The 15,560-nt window shown below is 63.5% G+C and carries 13 protein-coding genes; 5 read left to right on the top strand and 8 right to left on the bottom strand.

The window, feature by feature from the left end:
* Positions 1-46 precede the first annotated feature (46 nt).
* From FGL65_RS17785 to FGL65_RS17775, 3 genes are all read left to right on the top strand, one after another.
* Complete coding sequence (locus FGL65_RS17785; RefSeq protein WP_147822581.1) at positions 47-1,786, top strand: sensor histidine kinase; 1,740 nt, start codon at positions 47-49, stop codon at positions 1,784-1,786.
* A gap of 77 nt (positions 1,787-1,863) precedes the next feature.
* Positions 1,864-2,607, top strand: coding sequence for a substrate-binding periplasmic protein (locus FGL65_RS17780; protein ID WP_187170452.1), 744 nt, complete (start codon positions 1,864-1,866; stop codon positions 2,605-2,607).
* A 138-nt stretch (positions 2,608-2,745) separates the two neighbouring features.
* Complete coding sequence (locus FGL65_RS17775; RefSeq protein ID WP_147822579.1) at positions 2,746-4,560, top strand: sensor domain-containing diguanylate cyclase; 1,815 nt, start codon at positions 2,746-2,748, stop codon at positions 4,558-4,560.
* A 62-nt stretch (positions 4,561-4,622) separates the two neighbouring features.
* On the opposite strand, the gene rsgA is transcribed toward FGL65_RS17775, so the two are convergent.
* From rsgA to FGL65_RS17760, 3 genes are all read right to left on the bottom strand, one after another.
* Positions 4,623-5,732, bottom strand: coding sequence for a ribosome small subunit-dependent GTPase A (rsgA, locus tag FGL65_RS17770; RefSeq protein ID WP_147822578.1), 1,110 nt, complete (start codon positions 5,730-5,732; stop codon positions 4,623-4,625).
* 353 nt (positions 5,733-6,085) lie between these two features.
* Positions 6,086-6,976, bottom strand: a complete 891-nt coding sequence (locus FGL65_RS17765) for a universal stress protein (protein ID WP_147822577.1) — start codon at positions 6,974-6,976, stop codon at positions 6,086-6,088.
* A 9-nt stretch (positions 6,977-6,985) separates the two neighbouring features.
* A complete protein-coding gene (locus tag FGL65_RS17760; protein ID WP_147822576.1) occupies positions 6,986-8,410 on the bottom strand; it encodes an SLC13 family permease in 1,425 nt (474 codons plus the stop codon).
* Positions 8,411-8,552: 142 nt separating this feature from the next.
* On the opposite strand from FGL65_RS17760, the gene FGL65_RS17755 reads away from it, so the two are divergent.
* Both FGL65_RS17755 and FGL65_RS17750 read left to right on the top strand, forming a co-directional pair.
* Positions 8,553-8,993: a flavodoxin gene (locus FGL65_RS17755; RefSeq protein ID WP_147822575.1), complete on the top strand. Its 441-nt coding sequence runs from the start codon at positions 8,553-8,555 to the stop codon at positions 8,991-8,993.
* Between the two features lie 212 nt (positions 8,994-9,205).
* Positions 9,206-10,096, top strand: coding sequence for a universal stress protein (locus FGL65_RS17750; protein ID WP_147822574.1), 891 nt, complete (start codon positions 9,206-9,208; stop codon positions 10,094-10,096).
* A gap of 70 nt (positions 10,097-10,166) precedes the next feature.
* On the opposite strand, the gene FGL65_RS17745 is transcribed toward FGL65_RS17750, so the two are convergent.
* The 5 genes from FGL65_RS17745 to FGL65_RS17725 are packed head-to-tail and all read right to left on the bottom strand — an operon-like array spanning position 10,167 to position 15,557.
* Positions 10,167-10,799, bottom strand: a complete 633-nt coding sequence (locus FGL65_RS17745; RefSeq protein WP_147822573.1) for a hypothetical protein — start codon at positions 10,797-10,799, stop codon at positions 10,167-10,169.
* 60 nt (positions 10,800-10,859) lie between these two features.
* Positions 10,860-11,981, bottom strand: a complete 1,122-nt coding sequence (locus tag FGL65_RS17740; RefSeq protein ID WP_147822572.1) for a sulfite exporter TauE/SafE family protein — start codon at positions 11,979-11,981, stop codon at positions 10,860-10,862.
* Between the two features lie 26 nt (positions 11,982-12,007).
* Positions 12,008-12,547, bottom strand: coding sequence for a 4Fe-4S dicluster domain-containing protein (locus FGL65_RS17735; RefSeq protein WP_147822571.1), 540 nt, complete (start codon positions 12,545-12,547; stop codon positions 12,008-12,010).
* Between the two features lie 20 nt (positions 12,548-12,567).
* Positions 12,568-14,007: an NADH-quinone oxidoreductase subunit N gene (locus FGL65_RS17730; protein WP_147822570.1), complete on the bottom strand. Its 1,440-nt coding sequence runs from the start codon at positions 14,005-14,007 to the stop codon at positions 12,568-12,570.
* Positions 14,008-14,009: 2 nt separating this feature from the next.
* A complete protein-coding gene (locus FGL65_RS17725) occupies positions 14,010-15,557 on the bottom strand; it encodes a complex I subunit 4 family protein (protein ID WP_147822569.1) in 1,548 nt (515 codons plus the stop codon).
* Positions 15,558-15,560: the final 3 nt, after the last annotated feature.

Below are 15,560 nucleotides of genomic sequence, written 5' to 3'. Positions count from 1 at the left end.
CAAAGTGGTGTCTTTCTCTTTCCGGGCGCGAATACAGGGAGTGTCAATGGAACTGATCGTCATCGCATCGACCATTCTGCAGTTTCTCGCGGGATTTCTCGCTCTCAGGCTGATCGCCTCCACGGAACGGCGCTGGGCCTGGGCCCTGCTTTCGGCCGGGATCTTCAGCATGGCCTTCCGGCGCACCCATACCCTGTATGAGATCTACCGGAGCGGCGACGTCCCCGAACTGTCCTACGAGATCCTCGGCCTTGTGATCTCCCTGCTCGTGTTCTTCGGCATCTATTTCATCGGCCCCCTGCTCCGGGACATGAAGGAGGCGGCCCGCAAGCTGGCGCGGAGCGAGGAACGCTATCGCACCGTGGCCATGTTCACCCATGACTGGGAATACTGGCTCTCCCCGGAAGGGGAATATCTGTACGTCTCCCCCGCATGCAAGGACATCTGCGGATACGCCCCGGAGGATTTCTTCCGGGATCCCCTGCTTATGAACCGGCTGATCCACCCCGATGACCGCGAGGGCGTGACCATGCGCATGGCGGCCCTGGAAAACATGCGCAAGCCCATGGATTTCGACTGCAGGATCGTGGACAGGGACGGGAACACCCGGTGGATCGCCCACAACAGCCTTCCCGTGGAATCGGAGCAGGGCGTGTTCCTGGGGGTGCGGGCCTCTGTCCGGGATATCAGCGGCCGCAAGCAGCTGGAAACCGAACTCCGGGAAAGCCGCGCCCTGTACCGGGGCCTGGTGGAGAATTCCCTTTCCATGGTCTTTCGTTTGGACGCCTCCGGGACCGTGGCCTTTGCCAATGGTTTCGCCATCGAGCATCTCGGGGTTTCGGAGTCGGACCTGCTGGGCAAGGGGCTTCGGGAGGTCTTCGCCCTGGGAGGCAAGGACCTTTCCGAAACCGCGCAGTTGAAGATCGACACGTTTTTGGCCACGGGCAAGCCCCTGGAGCTGGAAACCGAGATTCCGAGGCCGGACGGGGTGGCCCAGTGGAGCGAGTGGATCGGGAGCGCCATCCGGGATTCTCTGGGGGATATCTGCGGCTTTACCTGCGTGGGCATCGACGTTACCCGGCGCAAGGCCCTGGACAAGCTCAAGGAGGATGTGAGCCGGATCGTCCGGCACGACCTCAAGTCTCCGCTTTCGGGCATCATCGGCATTCCCCGGGTCCTGCGCGAGGACGAGAACCTCACCCCCCGCCAGGTGGAGCTGCTCAAGACCGTGGAGGACGCCGGAACCATCATGCTCGATCTCGTGAACCAGTCGCTCAACCTCTACAAGCTGGAAACCGGAACCTACGACTTCGAGAAGATTGAGTTCGATCTCCTGGAACTGCTGCAAGGCATCGTGGAGCACCTGCAGATCGGCCGGGACAGGGCGATTGACATCCATGTGACGTTTGACGGCGCGCCGCCGGACGGCAATGTGGTGCTGCTCTGCGCGGACCGGCCGCTCGTGTTTGCCATGTTCAGCAACCTGATGAAGAACGCAGTGGAGGCCAGCGAAGGGCAGCCGGTTACCGTGGACGTGCAGGTGGAGGCCGAATGCCGGGTCTCCATCCACAATGCAGGGGTTGTCCCCGCTTCGATCCGGCGGAATTTTTTCGATAAATACGTGACCGAGGGGAAAAGCGGCGGCACCGGGCTGGGGACGTACAGCTCCCGGCTCATCGCCCGGCAGCACGGGGGCGGAATCGAAATGCGCTCCACAGAGAGCAAGGGGACGACCGTCACGGTGCGTCTGCCGTGGGAGGATTCCTGCAACGCCCCTGTCGAATAAAGGGCGGCAAGAAAGGACAGGTTTTCATGGGACCGGGATCGCGGATGTTTCTTGTTGGTTGTGACGCGGTTGCACGCGTGTTTTTGCTCTGGCTGCTGCCGGTTGCGCTGCTTGCGGCCTGGGCAGCGCCGGGCTTGGCCGGGGATGTTGAGAGCGTCATCGCCTTTGATAACTATCCTCCATACCACTACTGGGAGGGCGTCACGCCGCGCGGCCTGAATATCGAGCTGCTGGACGAGGCCTTTGCCCGCATGGGCAGGAAGCACCGCTACGAGCGCCGTACCTGGAAGCGCAGCCTCTACGGGGTCGAGCACGGCGAGATCACCGCACTGTGCGCGGGGTTCAAGACGCCGGAGCGGGAAGAGTTTTCCATCTACCCCGCCCAGTACCTGAGCCTGGAGACCAACTGGGTCATTTCCCTCAAGGGGAGCGGGGTGAAGGTCCGGGACCTGAAGGACCTCTACCGCCTGTCCGTGGGCGTGGTCAGCGACTACGGCTATGACCGCAGGTTCGACGCCATGGAAGGGCTGAACAAGGAAGAGAGCAAGAGCGACGAACTGCTGCTCCGGAAGCTGCTCAACGGACGGGTGGACGTCATGCTGGGCAACGGACTGGTCATCCGCCATCTGGCCGAAAGGATGAAGGCCGCCGACCGCCTGGACTTCCAGCTCAAGCTCGCGAGCGAGCCCCTGTATCTGATTTTTTCCAGGGTGCGCCCCGAGTCCGCGCCCCTGGCCGGGGAACTGGACCGGGCCCTGGAATCCATGCACGCGGACGGCGTCTACCACAAGCTCCTCGACAAGTATCAGCCCGCTTCCTAGGCGTATCGCCGCTGGCCGCTTTTGCGGTTCAAGGGCTTTATAAATCTTCGCGGCCCCGGAACACCGGGCCTGTCTTGTGGTACGCTCCGGAAACGGCCGGGCAACACCGCCGCGGCCCTGCCCATTCAAGGAGAGAGCATGAAGTCCAAGGGACTGTTCCGATGGCGCGAGCCCATACTGGTGGCACTGTTTCTGGCCGCGGTCTTTCTGGTGGCCATCAAGGGCATGAACGTCATCGAGACCAAGACCCGCGCCGCCACGGCCAAGACCCTGCGCACCGTGGTCAGTACCGTGGAGGAAAGCATGCAGCTCTGGGCCGACATGCGGCTGGAGGATGCCCGGGCCCTGGCCGCGTCTCCGGGTGTCATGCCCCTGGCCAAGCAGCTTCTGGCCCTGCCCAGGGAACCCTCCGTGCTGATCCGGCGCGACGGCATTCAGGACCGGCTGCGCAACGAGGTCCGCGACGTGCTGGAGAGCCAGGGATATCTCGGCATTTTCATCATCGCCCCGGACTATGTCAGCGTCGCCTCCATGCGCAACGTCAACATCGGCACCCGCAACCTGATCGCCGACCAGCGCCTGGACCTGCTGAAGCGGGTTTTTGCCGGTGAATCGCTCATCATTCCCACCATCATTTCCGATGTCCGGCTGGGAACCGTCAGCAGAAAGCCGAGGCTGAAGATTCCCACCATGTTCGCGGCCACCCCCCTGCGGGACGAAAACGGGGCCATTATCGCGGCGTTCACCATCCGCCTGGACCCCCTCCTGGATTTCAGCCGTCTGATGCGGCTCGGCCGGATCGGGGAAAGCGGGGAAACCTATGTCTTCGACAGCAAGGGGATACTGCTTTCGGAAAGCCGGTTCGACGACCAGCTCCGGACCCTGGGCCTGCTGGACGCGGGCGAGCAGTCCATACTGCACGTGCGTTCCGGCGATCCAGGCGTGGACATGACCCTGGGGCTGCAGCCCCTTCTTGCGGAGCAGGACCGCCCCCTGACGCTCATGGCCGAAACCGCCATCACCGGCACGGACGGGGTCAACACCGAGGGCTACCGCGACTATCGCGGTGTTCCGGTCTTCGGGGCCTGGATCTGGCTGGAGAATCTGGAAGTGGGGATGTGCACCCAGATCGACGTTTCCGAGGCCATGCAGCCGTATGTCACGGCGCGCAACGTCATCCTGGGCGGGCTGGGAGCCACGGCCGCCACCTCGCTGCTGCTGACGTTCTTTCTCGTGTTCACCCGCGAGAAGGGGATGCGCAGGCTCAAGCACTACCAGGCGGTCCTGGAAACCCAGGTCCGGGAGCGCACCGAGAGTCTCATGCAGCTGAACGAGCGGTTGCAGGAGCAGGTGGTGGAGCGCGTGCGGGCCGAGGAACGGCTCCGAAACGCCCAGGCCGAGTTGGAGCGTTCCTATGAGGAGCTGGAAAAGGTGGCCACCACCGACGCCCTGACCGGGATCGCAAACCGGGGGACCTTTGACCAGGGCCTGCAGCAGGAGTGGAAGCGCTGCATGCGGCAGGGCGCTGATATCTCCCTGCTCATGATCGACATCGACTATTTCAAGCTTTTCAACGACACCTACGGCCACCAGGGCGGGGACGCCTGCCTGCAGAAGGTGGCCGGGATTCTCGGCCAGCACGACTTTGCCCAGCGGCCCGGCGACATGGTCGCCCGGTACGGGGGCGAGGAGTTCGTCATGCTGCTCAGCGGCGCGGGGCTCGACCATGCCGAAACCATTGCCGAACGGTTTCGTAACGCGGTGCTGCATGCGGCCATCCCCCATTCCGCTTCCAAGGTCCAGGGCATGGAGGTCGTCACGGTCAGCATCGGCATCGCCTCGTTGGTGCCGGTCATGGGCATGTCTGCGGACGCCCTGATCAAGCATGCCGACGAGGCGCTCTACGAGGCCAAGCGGCAGGGCCGCAACCAGGTGGCCGTGGATCGCGGCTAGGCCCCTCCCTGCCGGAAAAACTGAGGGCGGCCCCATGGGACCGCCCTTTTTGTGTAGGTATGTTATCGCTTCCGGCGTTTCATCTCTTTCTGGAGCATGGCGATGTCTTTCCAGCGCTCCTTTTCGACCCGGTCCGCGCTTTTGTGGCTGCGGGCCGAGACATAGTCCATTTCCCGGCGCATCCTGCGGTAGCTTTCCAGCCGTTCTCGGGAAATCTCGCCGCTTTCCACTGCCCGAAGCACGGCGCAGCCCGGTTCGTTCTGGTGGGAGCAGTCTCCGAATCGGCACATCAAGGCCTGTTCGGCGATGTCCGCAAAGGCGTTTTCCATTCCGCTCCCGGCCTCGTGGAAGGCGATCTCCCGGATGCCGGGGTTGTCCAGCAGCAGGCCTCCCTGCGGCATGCGGATCAGTTCCCGGGTCGTGGTGGTGTGGCGTCCCTTGCCCACGGCGGTGCTGACAGCGCTCGTGGCCTGGATGTCGTCGCCGTAGAGCATGTTCGCCAGGGTGGACTTGCCCGCCCCGGAGGAGCCGAGCATGGCGATGGTTCGCCCGAACCCGAGGTGTTCCTCAAGCTCCTCCCGGCCCCGTCCGTCTGTCATGGACGTCAGCACCACGGGCACGCCGAAGGCGATGGTCTCGACCTCCCGGCGCGCCGCTTCAGGATCATCGTGGAGATCGGCCTTGGTCAGCACGGCCACGGGCGAGAGTCCGCAGTTGTAGACCAGCGTCAGGTAGCGCTCCAGCCTCCTGAGGTTGAAGTCGCGGTCCAGGCCGCAGACAATGAAGACCGTGTCCAGGTTCGCGGCGATGATCTGCCCACGCGTCGCGGCCTCCTGCCGGGTGCCGCGTGAGCCGGCCTCACCCCGGGACAGGATGTTTTTCCGGGGAATGACCCCGATGACGACGCTTTCATCCGTCAGCACCCAGTCGCCGGTGACCGGATACCCCCGGGTGCTCGAATGCAGGAGTTTGCCCGCCGGGGAGCAGAGGTGCTCGTCTTGGCCGTCCGACACCAGGAACAGGTTTCGCCGCACGCTGACGACCCGGGCGATGGTGCCCCGCGTCGGCCGCATGGATGTCAGCCCGCATTCAAAGTGTCTGTCCCACCCCAGTTGGCAGAGCGATTCGCGGTTATTGGGTGGAACGTTGAGTTCGTTGATATGTTTGGTCATGTGTCATCACCATATGTGTTTCGGCCGGCCAAAGGATCCGGCTGATTCATGTCGATATCGGCCCATGACAACGTCATGGGTTTCGGGGAATGGACGATGGTGAGTGCGTTGCGGAAATGAAGGGCGCAACTAAAGACCGGTTTCGGGCGAAACGCGAATCAGACAGGCCGGGACGAGCCTGGGAAGTCCGCACCGGAGCGCGGAGGAAAGCGGTTTAAGCCTGTCGATTGCCCTTGATTTCGGCAACTTCGGACACAAGATCCATGAACGGGCTGAACATCAAAACTCCTTGTTCTTTCGAATGACATCTCTCTGCCGCACAATGGCCCGGGTGTCAATCGTCGAGAGGGTCCCTAGCGCATGACCATTACCGAGTGGCTGGAACCTTCCGCCACCTGGGCGGCCAGGCTGCCCCGGAAGCGACCTTCCTGCGTGGGAATGGCCAGCAGGGAATAGGCCTTTCCCGCCGCGATGATCTGGTCGGCATCCGGTTCGATCTCCATGCGCCGCTCCAGGGTGGCGCAGTCCTCGGGAAGGGTCCTGCAGGCCGCGTCCAGCACCTTGGGGCCGGCCATGGAGGCCAGGGTCAGCGGCGTGTCGCAGGCGCGGGCCATTTCCGCCAGCAGTTCGAACTGCATCAGGGACTGGTCCGAATCGTCCAGTATGGCCAGGAAGCCGTGGCTGGCCTCCAGCTTGCGGGCGATGATCACCGGGCAGGGGGCCCGGGCCGCGATCTGGTAGGCCAGGGGCTGGCCCGCCACCAGCCGTTTCAGGCCGGAGGCAGGTTCTCCGGGCGCGCCCACGATGACCAGGGACGCGCCCAGGAGGTCGCATTCGTTGGCCACCAGGCCGGGCACGTCGGTTCCGGTGCGCAGGTGCAGGTGTACGGTGCCGCCGCAGGGCGTTTCATAGGTGACCGCGTATTCCCCGGCCGGGTCGCCGGAAAGGGTGCGGTGCTCCCATTCCCCGGCGCTGTCCTTCCGGATCTCCCCGAGTTCGGCAAAGATGTCGCGGGCCTTCTTGAGCCGCCGCATGCCGGGCAGCTCCAGGCCCCAACCCAGCACGTGCTCGCGGGCCACCCGCATTTCCATGCCGCCGGTGCGCATGCCGCTGTCCGGTTCGCGGACGGTCAGGAAATGGGTCTCGGCGCATTCCTTGTGGCTGAGCCGGGCGGCAAAGGCCAGGCCTTCGTAGGCCTCGGGGCCGCCGCCGATGCTGACGAGTATCTTGAGTTTCCGGTTCATGTTCTTTCCTCAGCTTTCGAGCAGCGGCCAGTAGAAGGTTGCGAACAGGATGAGCACCGCAAAGGACATGAGCGCCAGCCGCCAGCCCACGCGCAGGAAGTCCTCGGGGCGCAGGTAGCCCGAGGCGTGCACGATGGTGCTGGCCGGGGTGCCGATGACCGTGAAATAGGCGAACGACGACGCCAGGGCCGTGACGAATCCGGCGGCCAGCGGGTTGAGACCGGCCTCCAGGGCGATGCTCAGCACCACCGGTCCGAGCACGGCCACGGCCGCGCCGTTGGACATGGTGTTGGTCAGGAGCGTGGTCAGGAGCATGATGGCGATGAGCAGGCCCGTGCCCGTGCCCAGGCCCACCGGGGAGAGCAGCTCCAGGGACTTGGCCGCCACCCAGGAGGCCGCGCCCGTCTCGCGCATCTGCTGGCCCAGGGAGATGGCCGCGCCGTAGAGCAGCACGACGCCCCAGTTCACGCCGGAATTGAGGTCCTCCCAGCGCACCAGGCCGGCCAGCATGAAGGCGGCCGCGCCGGCCACGGCAATGGTTCCCATGCCCAGCTCGGAGGAAAAGAAGATCCAGGCGAAGAGGGTGCACGTGAACAGGCCGATGGCCGCGTAGTGGCGGCCCTGCATGGAGCCTTCGCGCCCCACCTGCACCCGAAGCTGGCGTACGGCGTGGACGAGGTTTTCCTTGGGCACCTTGCAGGTTTTCCTGAGGATGAAGTGCATGAGCGGGAGCTGCACCAGGAAGATGGGGTAGGCGAAGGCCATCCAGCGGGTATAGCTGACGTTGAATATGTCGGTGGCCGGGTAGGTCGGGTCCACGAAGAAATCCTTCCAGTAGCCGATCATGATGGCGTTGCGCGCCCCGCCCGAGGGCGTGCCGATACCGGCCATGCAGCAGGCGTAGGAAATGGAGAAGAGGAAGAGCAGGGCCAGCTTGCGGCGGCGTTCCTCGTCCTCCTCGGCAAGGTGCACCAGGGTCAGGGCCACGGGCAGCATCATGGCCGCCACCGTGTGCTCGCCCACAAAGGAGGCCAGGAACCCGGAAAAGGCCGAAAGGCCCAGGGCGATGCGGTAGGCGTTTGCGCCGGTTACGGAAATGATGACCAGGGCCAGCCGCTTGTCCAGGTGCTGCTTGACCAGGGCCACGGCCAGCATGAGCGAGCCCATGATGAACAGCACCGAGTCCTTCATCAGGCTGGAAGCCACCTCCGAGGAATCGAGCCCCAGCAGCAGGACCTGTCCCAGGATGATGAGCAGGGCCACGGACGGCAGGGGGATGGGTTCCTTGATGAACAGCACCGTGGCGCAGATGGTCATGACCAGCACCCTCCAGCCAGACGGGGCCAGCCCGGAGGGAACCGGCATGAGCAGGAGCAGCGCCCCGAGGGCGAAGGTGATGAGCAGCCAGCGCTTGTCTATGGCCCAGTGGATCATGGCCCATGGATATCACCCCGTCGCGTTTCTTGCCAGCCGGTGATGCCTTTTTGTTGCGCTTTTTCATTCTCATTGCTTGACTTTGATTTTCAATATCAAATACAAGCGGGGATCAAAACCTCAAACTCCCAAGGAGTGAAACATGTCCAAAGCGCTGATTGTATACGGCTCCACCACCGGCAACACCGAAGGCGTCGCCGACAGTATTGCCAAGATCCTGGAAAAGAACGACGTGGAGGCCGTTATCCGCGACGCCGCCGACGTCACGGCCGAGGGCCTGAGCAGCGGGTACGACGTCGTGCTTTTCGGCTGCTCCACCTGGGGCGATGACGAAATCGAACTGCAGGACGACTTCATCCCCCTGTACGACGACCTGGAAAATGCGGGCCTCAAGGACAAGAAGGTCGCGGTCTTCGGGTGCGGGGATTCCTCCTACACCTATTTCTGCGGGGCCGTGGACGCCATCGAGGAAAAGGCCGAAAAGCTCGGTGCGAACCTCATCGTGAGTTCCCTGAAGATCGACGGCGACCCGGATGACGGCGAAGTCACGGAATGGAGCGGCCAGGTGCTGGCCAAGCTGTAACAGCCGCCTTTGCTCAAAATGCCTTGCCAGGACCGGTTCGCCGGTCCTTTTTTTTGGGGTGTTATTTTTCCGTACTGCGGGTGGTCATGTCGGAAAAAGGGCGTATGGTGTATTTATCTCTGAACTGTGCGGTTATTGGACAATGCCTGTCGATACCGGCGGCAGCAACGGTAAGCACCCGGCGATTCCATTCAGGCCATAGGGGGTTGAGTATGTTCAAGGATATCATTGTGGCGGTCTCCACCGGCAATCTTGATGAAAACGCGGTCAAGCTGGCGGCGGACTTCACGACTCGTTTCGACGCCAAACTTTTTTTGCTTCATGTTCCGGGCATGGAACAGGGCTGGGGCTCCATCGAACGCCTCGAGGCCTCGGGAGAGGCTCAGAAGCTCAAGGATGAGATCATCAAGACCTATTCCGGGATTCTTTCCGGCGTGTCCGACTACGAGGTGGTGGTGCACCCGGGCGTGCCGCACAGTGAAATCCTGCGTTTCGCGCGCAACCGGAAAAGCGACCTGATCCTCATGGGGCCGCATTCCCGGGAAAACGAGAAGCGGCGTTCCATGATGTGGGGCATGGAGGGCAGCAACCTGGAGCGTGTGAGCCAGAAGGCCCGCTGCCCGGTCATGATCGTGCACGAGGAAATGGAATGCCGGGAACCGCTGTTCAGCAGGATTCTGGTGGCCACGGACTTCTCCGAGCAGGCCGACTGTGCCGTGAGTTATGGCGGGCAGCTGGCGCGCCACTACAAGTCCGGGCTTACCGTGCTGAACGTGGCCGACCCCGGAACCTCCGAGGCCGAGGCCCGGGCCCGTCTGGAAAAGGAATACCTGCCGAGGCTGGACGGCATCGCCAACATGTCCATGGTGGTGCGCAACGGCGGGACCGCCGCCGAGATCCTGGCCGAGGCCCAGGATGAGAGCGCGGACCTGATCATCATGGCCCACCACTCCAAGGCCCGTGATCCGGAAGAGGCCTTCTTCGGGTCCACTGTGGCGCGGGTGGCCCAGAACGCCTGCTGCCCGACCATGAGCGTCAACCGTCATTTCGACCTGCGCTGCGGTCTCATGTACGACCAGACCGGCGGGGTCAAGCAGGCCTAGCGCCACATACTATTCGAATAAAAAAGGCCGGAGCGTGTGCCCCGGCCTTTTTGTTGTCGCATGGAACGTACTAGCTCGCGTCAGGAACGCGGGAATCGTTGTTCTTGAGGGCCGCCTGCCCCTGTTGGACTTCCTTGTTCAGGTCGTCGAAGGAGAGCAGCTCCTCGTCCGTGGTCTCGTTTTCGCGGACCTTGCGGCGGATGGTCTTGAACACGGGGAGGTATTTCTGGGCCTTGGCAAAGGCGATGCGCACCGCGATGTAGGTGGGTACGAAGAAGAAGCCGGGCCCTACCTTTCCCAGCCAGGGCAGCATGAATTCGATGTCTCCGTAGCGAAGGTCGATCCAGCCCATGACGAAAAAGGCCGGGAAGAGCGAGGATGCGAAGAGGGCAATGCGCGAGAAGAAGTTCTTGCCGAAATACTCGTTGGCCTCCTTGTTCAGGAGCTTGTAGCCTTCCTTGTTCTTGCGCACCAGCATGCGCAGGGACATGTTGTTGTTCCGGACCATTTCCCGGTTGCTCTTGGCAAAGGACTCCTTGTTGCCGAAATAGGCCGCGGCCATGCACAGCTCCCCGAGGACCGTGGCCATGAGGGCCACCACGACTAGGCCCAGGCCGAAGGCCGCCACCGGGTGCACCGGCGCGCGAAAGGCCCAGATCAGGTAGGGGTCCAGGAAAGCGGATATGGCGCTCAAATCCGTCATTGTATCTCCGGTATGAAGGGGGAGCCGCCCCATGGCGGCTCCCCTTGGTTTAACGTGCGTCTAGGGCCAGATGCTGATGCCGAAGAAGCCCTTGAGGGTGTAACGCATGCCCACGTAGACGGCGAGCACGATGAACAGGCGCTTCAGCCAGACATCCGGGATGTACTTGGAGGTGCGGGGGCCGATGAAGGAACCGATCACGATACCCACCAGTTCCGCGCCGATCAGGGACCATTCCACCGGGGTGCCGCGCAGCAGCATGTAGGAGGCAATGGAGTTGACCATGCCGATGAACACCGCGGCTGCGGAGGTACCGGCCACCAGGTACATGGGCAGGCCCGCCACGGCGGTGAGGAACGGCACCAGCAGGAAGCCGCCGCCCACGCCCAGGAACGAAGCCAGGGCCGCGATGACGAAGCCGCCGACAACCGGGATCAGCGGGTTGAAGGAGAATTCAACGCCGTAGAAGGTGAAGGTGCACTTGGTCATGGTGAAGGAGGTGACCTTCACGCCCATTTCGGCGCTTTCCTCGCCCGAGGCAACGCTGGCCTCAAAGGCCTTGGCCGCTTCCTTGGCGGCCTTCTTGCTGCGCTGGGCAGCCGGGGTGGTGTCGTAGAACAGGTAGCAACCCAGGAAGAGCACGAACAGGCCGAAGTAGCCGATGTATTCCTTCAGGTTGACCTTGCCCGCGGTCAGGGCCGGAACGAGCCAGGAGCCGACCACGGAACCGATGGCCAGGGCGATGCCCAGCGGGGCGACCAGGCGGCCCATCTTCCAGTAGTTGTAGGAAGACAGCCCGGCGGAACAACCCACCAGCCACTGGTTGGACACGCGGATGGAGTCGGTGACCACCTTGTTCATCTTCAGGGATTTGCCGAAGCCCTTGGCGTAGTCGCCCAGGCCGTAGATGGTGATGTGTCCCACCCCGGCCATGATGCCGCCGAAGGCGCCCACCGTGGAGAAGATCCAGCCTACCCAGACCGCCCACAACAGGCCGTAGACAATGTTCAGGTCCGGACTGCCCGGGATGCCCAGGTAGCCCTTGGCGGCCGTGGGGTCGATCTTGCCCGCGGCCGTGGCTTCGGCAATGGCGTCCGCCAGGCGCCCTGCCATCGCACTTTCCTGGAGCAGCAGGACCGCAGCCAGTGCGGCCAGCACAATGGTTATACTCCGTTTACTCATCCTCTTCCTCCTCTTCCTCAAAGGTTTTACGATTTTGTTGTTGCCGCAAAGACGGCATAGGGATCATCCGAATGCAGCAGCGCTTTTTCCACGTAGGCTGTCCGGGCCTTTGCTGAGGCCTCGTTCACCTTCAGGTACTCCAGCGCATGGCCGCAGCATGCTTCCACACAGGCGGGTTCAAGCCCTTCATCGAGCCGGTCCCGGCAATGGTCGCACTTGATGGCCTTGCCCTCTTGGGAATCCCACTGGGGGATGCGCCAGGGGCAGGCCTGCATGCAGGCCTTGCAACCCACGCACAATGCCTTGTCCACGTAGACCAGGCCGTCTTCGCGCCGGGTCATGGCCCCGGTGGGGCAGGCCTGGACGCACCAGGGCTTGGCGCAGTGGAAACAGGTCACGTACATGTTCAGGTAGCGCGGTCGGTTTTTACGTTTTACCGGCCCTATGACCACCATCTGCCCCAGGCGGGCATCGCCCGGGGTGTTGTTCTTGGCGGCGCAGCTGGTTTCGCAGGCATAGCAGCTGATGCAGCGATCCGGATTGAAAGTTATGACGTAGTCAGCCATAAGCTCCTCCTCTTCCATAGCTAGCGCAGCAGCCCGGTCCCGGCCTGAACGGCCAGATCATAGACAGGACTTGCCGCCACCCCCAGCAATAGAATGGACAGGGCCATGACGGCCCCGGCCAGCCTCGGGCCCATGCCGAGGGTGAAAGTTTCTCCGGCCGGTTCGGTCTGTTCGGATTGTTCGGTGTAGGCGTGCCGAACCAGGCTCAGATAGTAATATATGGCGATGGCCGTGTTCAGGACGGCCACGATAACCAGCCATTCGTATCCCGCGCCCCACGCCGAGGTGAGCAGGAACAGCTTGCCCATGAACCCGGCGGTGGGCGGCAGGCCCACCAGGGCAAAGGCGGCAACGGCCAGTACGAAAGCCAGCAGCGGGCTTTTTTTGTGCAGGCCGTTGAGGCTGGTATAGGTCGGATTTTCCCCGTCTTCGGCCACCTGGCAGACGACCCAGAAGCAGGCCAGGTTCATAAGCAGGTAGACCAGGGCGTAGAAGGACGCCGCGCCCAGCCCGCCCGTGGTTCCGGAGACGATTCCCAGGCCCAGGTACCCGGCATGGGCCACGGAAGAGTAACCGAGCATGCGCTTGAGGTCGGTCTGTGTCAGGGCGCTCAGGTTGCCCAGCGTCATGGAAACGGCAGTGAAGGCGGCGATGACGTGGGTGATTTCCAGGTCCGGGGTCAGCAGGGCGGCCAGGCGCACCAGCACGGCGGCCGCGCCGAGCTTGGGCATGGTGGCCGCGAAGGCGGCGGTCTCGTTGCCGGTTCCCTGGTACACGTCCGGGCACCAGAAGTGGAACGGGAACAGGGCCAGCTTGAAGAACAGGCCGCACAGGAACAGGAGCAGGCCGGTGCAGGCCAGGGGCGAGCTCGCCCAGGTCCAGTCCTTGCCCGCCAGTTCCGCGATCATGCCGGTGTGCTGCCCGGCCAGGATCCAGGAATAGCCGTACAGGGCCAGCGCAGTGGCCAGGGCCCCGAACATGATGTACTTGATGCCCGCCTCGGCGGCGCGCTTGTCCTGGGCCCGCAGCGGGATGGCCGCATACAGGCTGTAGGAGGAGATTTCCATGGCCACGTAGATGGTGATCAGGTCCACGGCCGACGACATGAGCATGAGCCCCCAGGCCGAGATGGTCAGGAGCATGAGATAGTCGGGACGGTCGTTATCCGAGACCTGGCCGTTGCGGCGCACCAGCATGGAGGTGATCACGAAGCCGGCGGCAATGGCGGCCTTGAAGAACTGCGAGAGCATGTCCACGCGGTAGGTGCCGCTGAACAGGGTTCCGTCCCTGCCCAGGGAGAGCAGGGAAACGCCGAGCACGGCCAGGGCCCCGACGGGAAGCCAGGCGGTGCAGCTCAGGGAGTCCTCGCTCTTGCGGCTCATGAGCGTGGTCACGAACAGCAGGGCCGCCACCAGGAGCAGGGCCAGTTCGGGCAGGACGAGAAGGATGTCGAATTTCATGGCTACTCCCCTTTTTCCGTGGTTTCGCTCAGGGCCAGCAGCTTGGGCCGGGCCGGCGCCTGCTGTTCCATTTGGGCCGTCTGACGGGTCTTGGTTTCATAGAGCTGGAGCATGCGGTCCACGGACGGGGTGATGACCCGCAGGGTCAGCCCCGGGGCCAGGCCGATGTAGAACACCAGCACGGCCAGGGGGGCCAGGTAGGCCCATTCGCGCTTGTTGAGGTCCGCCCAGCCCTTGTCCTTGGGCGATGCAGGGCGTCCCCAGGCCATCTTGAGGCCCAGGCGCAGCATGTAGGCCGCGGCCAGCAGGGCCCCCGGGATGACGATGAGACCGGTGACCGTGTCCGAGGCAAAGGCCGCGATGAGCACCAAGGCCTCGCCCACGAAGCTGTTCAGGCCCGGGAAGCCGAAGGACGAAAGCGCGAACAGCCCGAAGAAGCCCATGTAGGCGGGCATGAACTTGCCGAGGCCCAGGTTGTCGGAGAGGTCGCGGCTGTGGCTGCGTTCGTAGACCAGGCCCACCATCATGAACAGCGCGCCCGTGACGATGCCGTGGTTGAGCATGACCATGACCGCGCCCTGCGCGCCCTCCTGGTTGAACAGGAAGATGCCCAGGGTCACGAAGCCCATGTGGGCTACGGACGAATAGGCGATGATGCGTTTAATGTCGTTCTGGCCCAGGGCCACCAGGCCGCCGTAGATGATGGAGATCACGGAGATGGCGATCATGGCCGGGGCGAAGAACTGGCTGGCGTCCGGGCAGATGGGTAGGCAGAAGCGCAGGAACCCGTAGGTGCCCATCTTGAGCAGCACCGAGGCCAGGAGCACGGACCCGGCGGCCGGGGCCTGCACGTGGGCCGCGGGGAGCCAGGTGTGGAACGGGAACATGGGCACCTTGATGGCAAAGGCCAGGGCCATGGCCAGGAAGACCCATGTCTGGAATTCGGCCGGGAAGTGCATGCCCAGCAGTTCGGGGATGGAGAAGGTGCCGCCCTGGTAGTAGAGGGCCACGATGGCCGCCAGCAGCAGGGTGGAGCCCGCTAGGGTGTACAGGAAGAACTTGATGGAGGCGTAGCGCTTTTCAGGACCGCCCCAGACCGCGATGAGCAGGTACATGGGGATGAGCATGGCCTCCCAGAACACGTAGAAGAGCACCAGGTCCATGGCCGCGAACACGCCCACGCAGGCCGCGGTCATGAGCAGCAGGCAGAAGTGGAATTCCTTGATGCGTTTTTCGATGTAGGTCCAGGAACAGAGGACCGTCAGCGGCAGGAGCAGCACGCTCAGGAGCACCATGAGCAGGCTGATGCCGTCCACGGCCAGGGAATAGGAAAGGCCCCACTGGGGCACCCATTCCATGTGCTCCACGAACTGGAACCCGCCCTCGGACAGGCTGAAGCCCGTGAGCAGCGGAATGGCCAGGGCGATTTCCGCGAAGCCCGTCCAGAGGGTGAAGCGGCGCACCGCGAGCTGCCCCATGGGCAGGACCATGAGCAGGAAGGCTGCTGCCAGGGGAACGAAGATCAGGGTAGTCAGGATCGGATAGCTCATCAC

Origin of the sequence: Salidesulfovibrio onnuriiensis (assembly GCF_008001235.1) — a bacterium.
Taxonomy (GTDB): Bacteria; Desulfobacterota; Desulfovibrionia; order Desulfovibrionales; family Desulfovibrionaceae; genus Pseudodesulfovibrio; species Pseudodesulfovibrio onnuriiensis.
This window is presented reverse-complemented; position numbering and strand designations above follow the sequence as displayed.

Coding starts and splice junctions, on each gene's coding strand:
- FGL65_RS17785 (WP_147822581.1), top strand. CDS start 47: ATGGAACTGATCGTCATCGCATCGACCATTCTGCAGTTTCTCGCGGGA.
- FGL65_RS17775 (WP_147822579.1), top strand. CDS start 2,746: ATGAAGTCCAAGGGACTGTTCCGATGGCGCGAGCCCATACTGGTGGCA.
- rsgA (WP_147822578.1), bottom strand. CDS start 5,732: ATGACCAAACATATCAACGAACTCAACGTTCCACCCAATAACCGCGAA.
- FGL65_RS17765 (WP_147822577.1), bottom strand. CDS start 6,976: ATGAACCGGAAACTCAAGATACTCGTCAGCATCGGCGGCGGCCCCGAG.
- FGL65_RS17760 (WP_147822576.1), bottom strand. CDS start 8,410: ATGATCCACTGGGCCATAGACAAGCGCTGGCTGCTCATCACCTTCGCC.
- FGL65_RS17755 (WP_147822575.1), top strand. CDS start 8,553: ATGTCCAAAGCGCTGATTGTATACGGCTCCACCACCGGCAACACCGAA.
- FGL65_RS17750 (WP_147822574.1), top strand. CDS start 9,206: ATGTTCAAGGATATCATTGTGGCGGTCTCCACCGGCAATCTTGATGAA.
- FGL65_RS17745 (WP_147822573.1), bottom strand. CDS start 10,799: ATGACGGATTTGAGCGCCATATCCGCTTTCCTGGACCCCTACCTGATC.
- FGL65_RS17740 (WP_147822572.1), bottom strand. CDS start 11,981: ATGAGTAAACGGAGTATAACCATTGTGCTGGCCGCACTGGCTGCGGTC.
- FGL65_RS17735 (WP_147822571.1), bottom strand. CDS start 12,547: ATGGCTGACTACGTCATAACTTTCAATCCGGATCGCTGCATCAGCTGC.
- FGL65_RS17730 (WP_147822570.1), bottom strand. CDS start 14,007: ATGAAATTCGACATCCTTCTCGTCCTGCCCGAACTGGCCCTGCTCCTG.
- FGL65_RS17725 (WP_147822569.1), bottom strand. CDS start 15,557: ATGAGCTATCCGATCCTGACTACCCTGATCTTCGTTCCCCTGGCAGCA.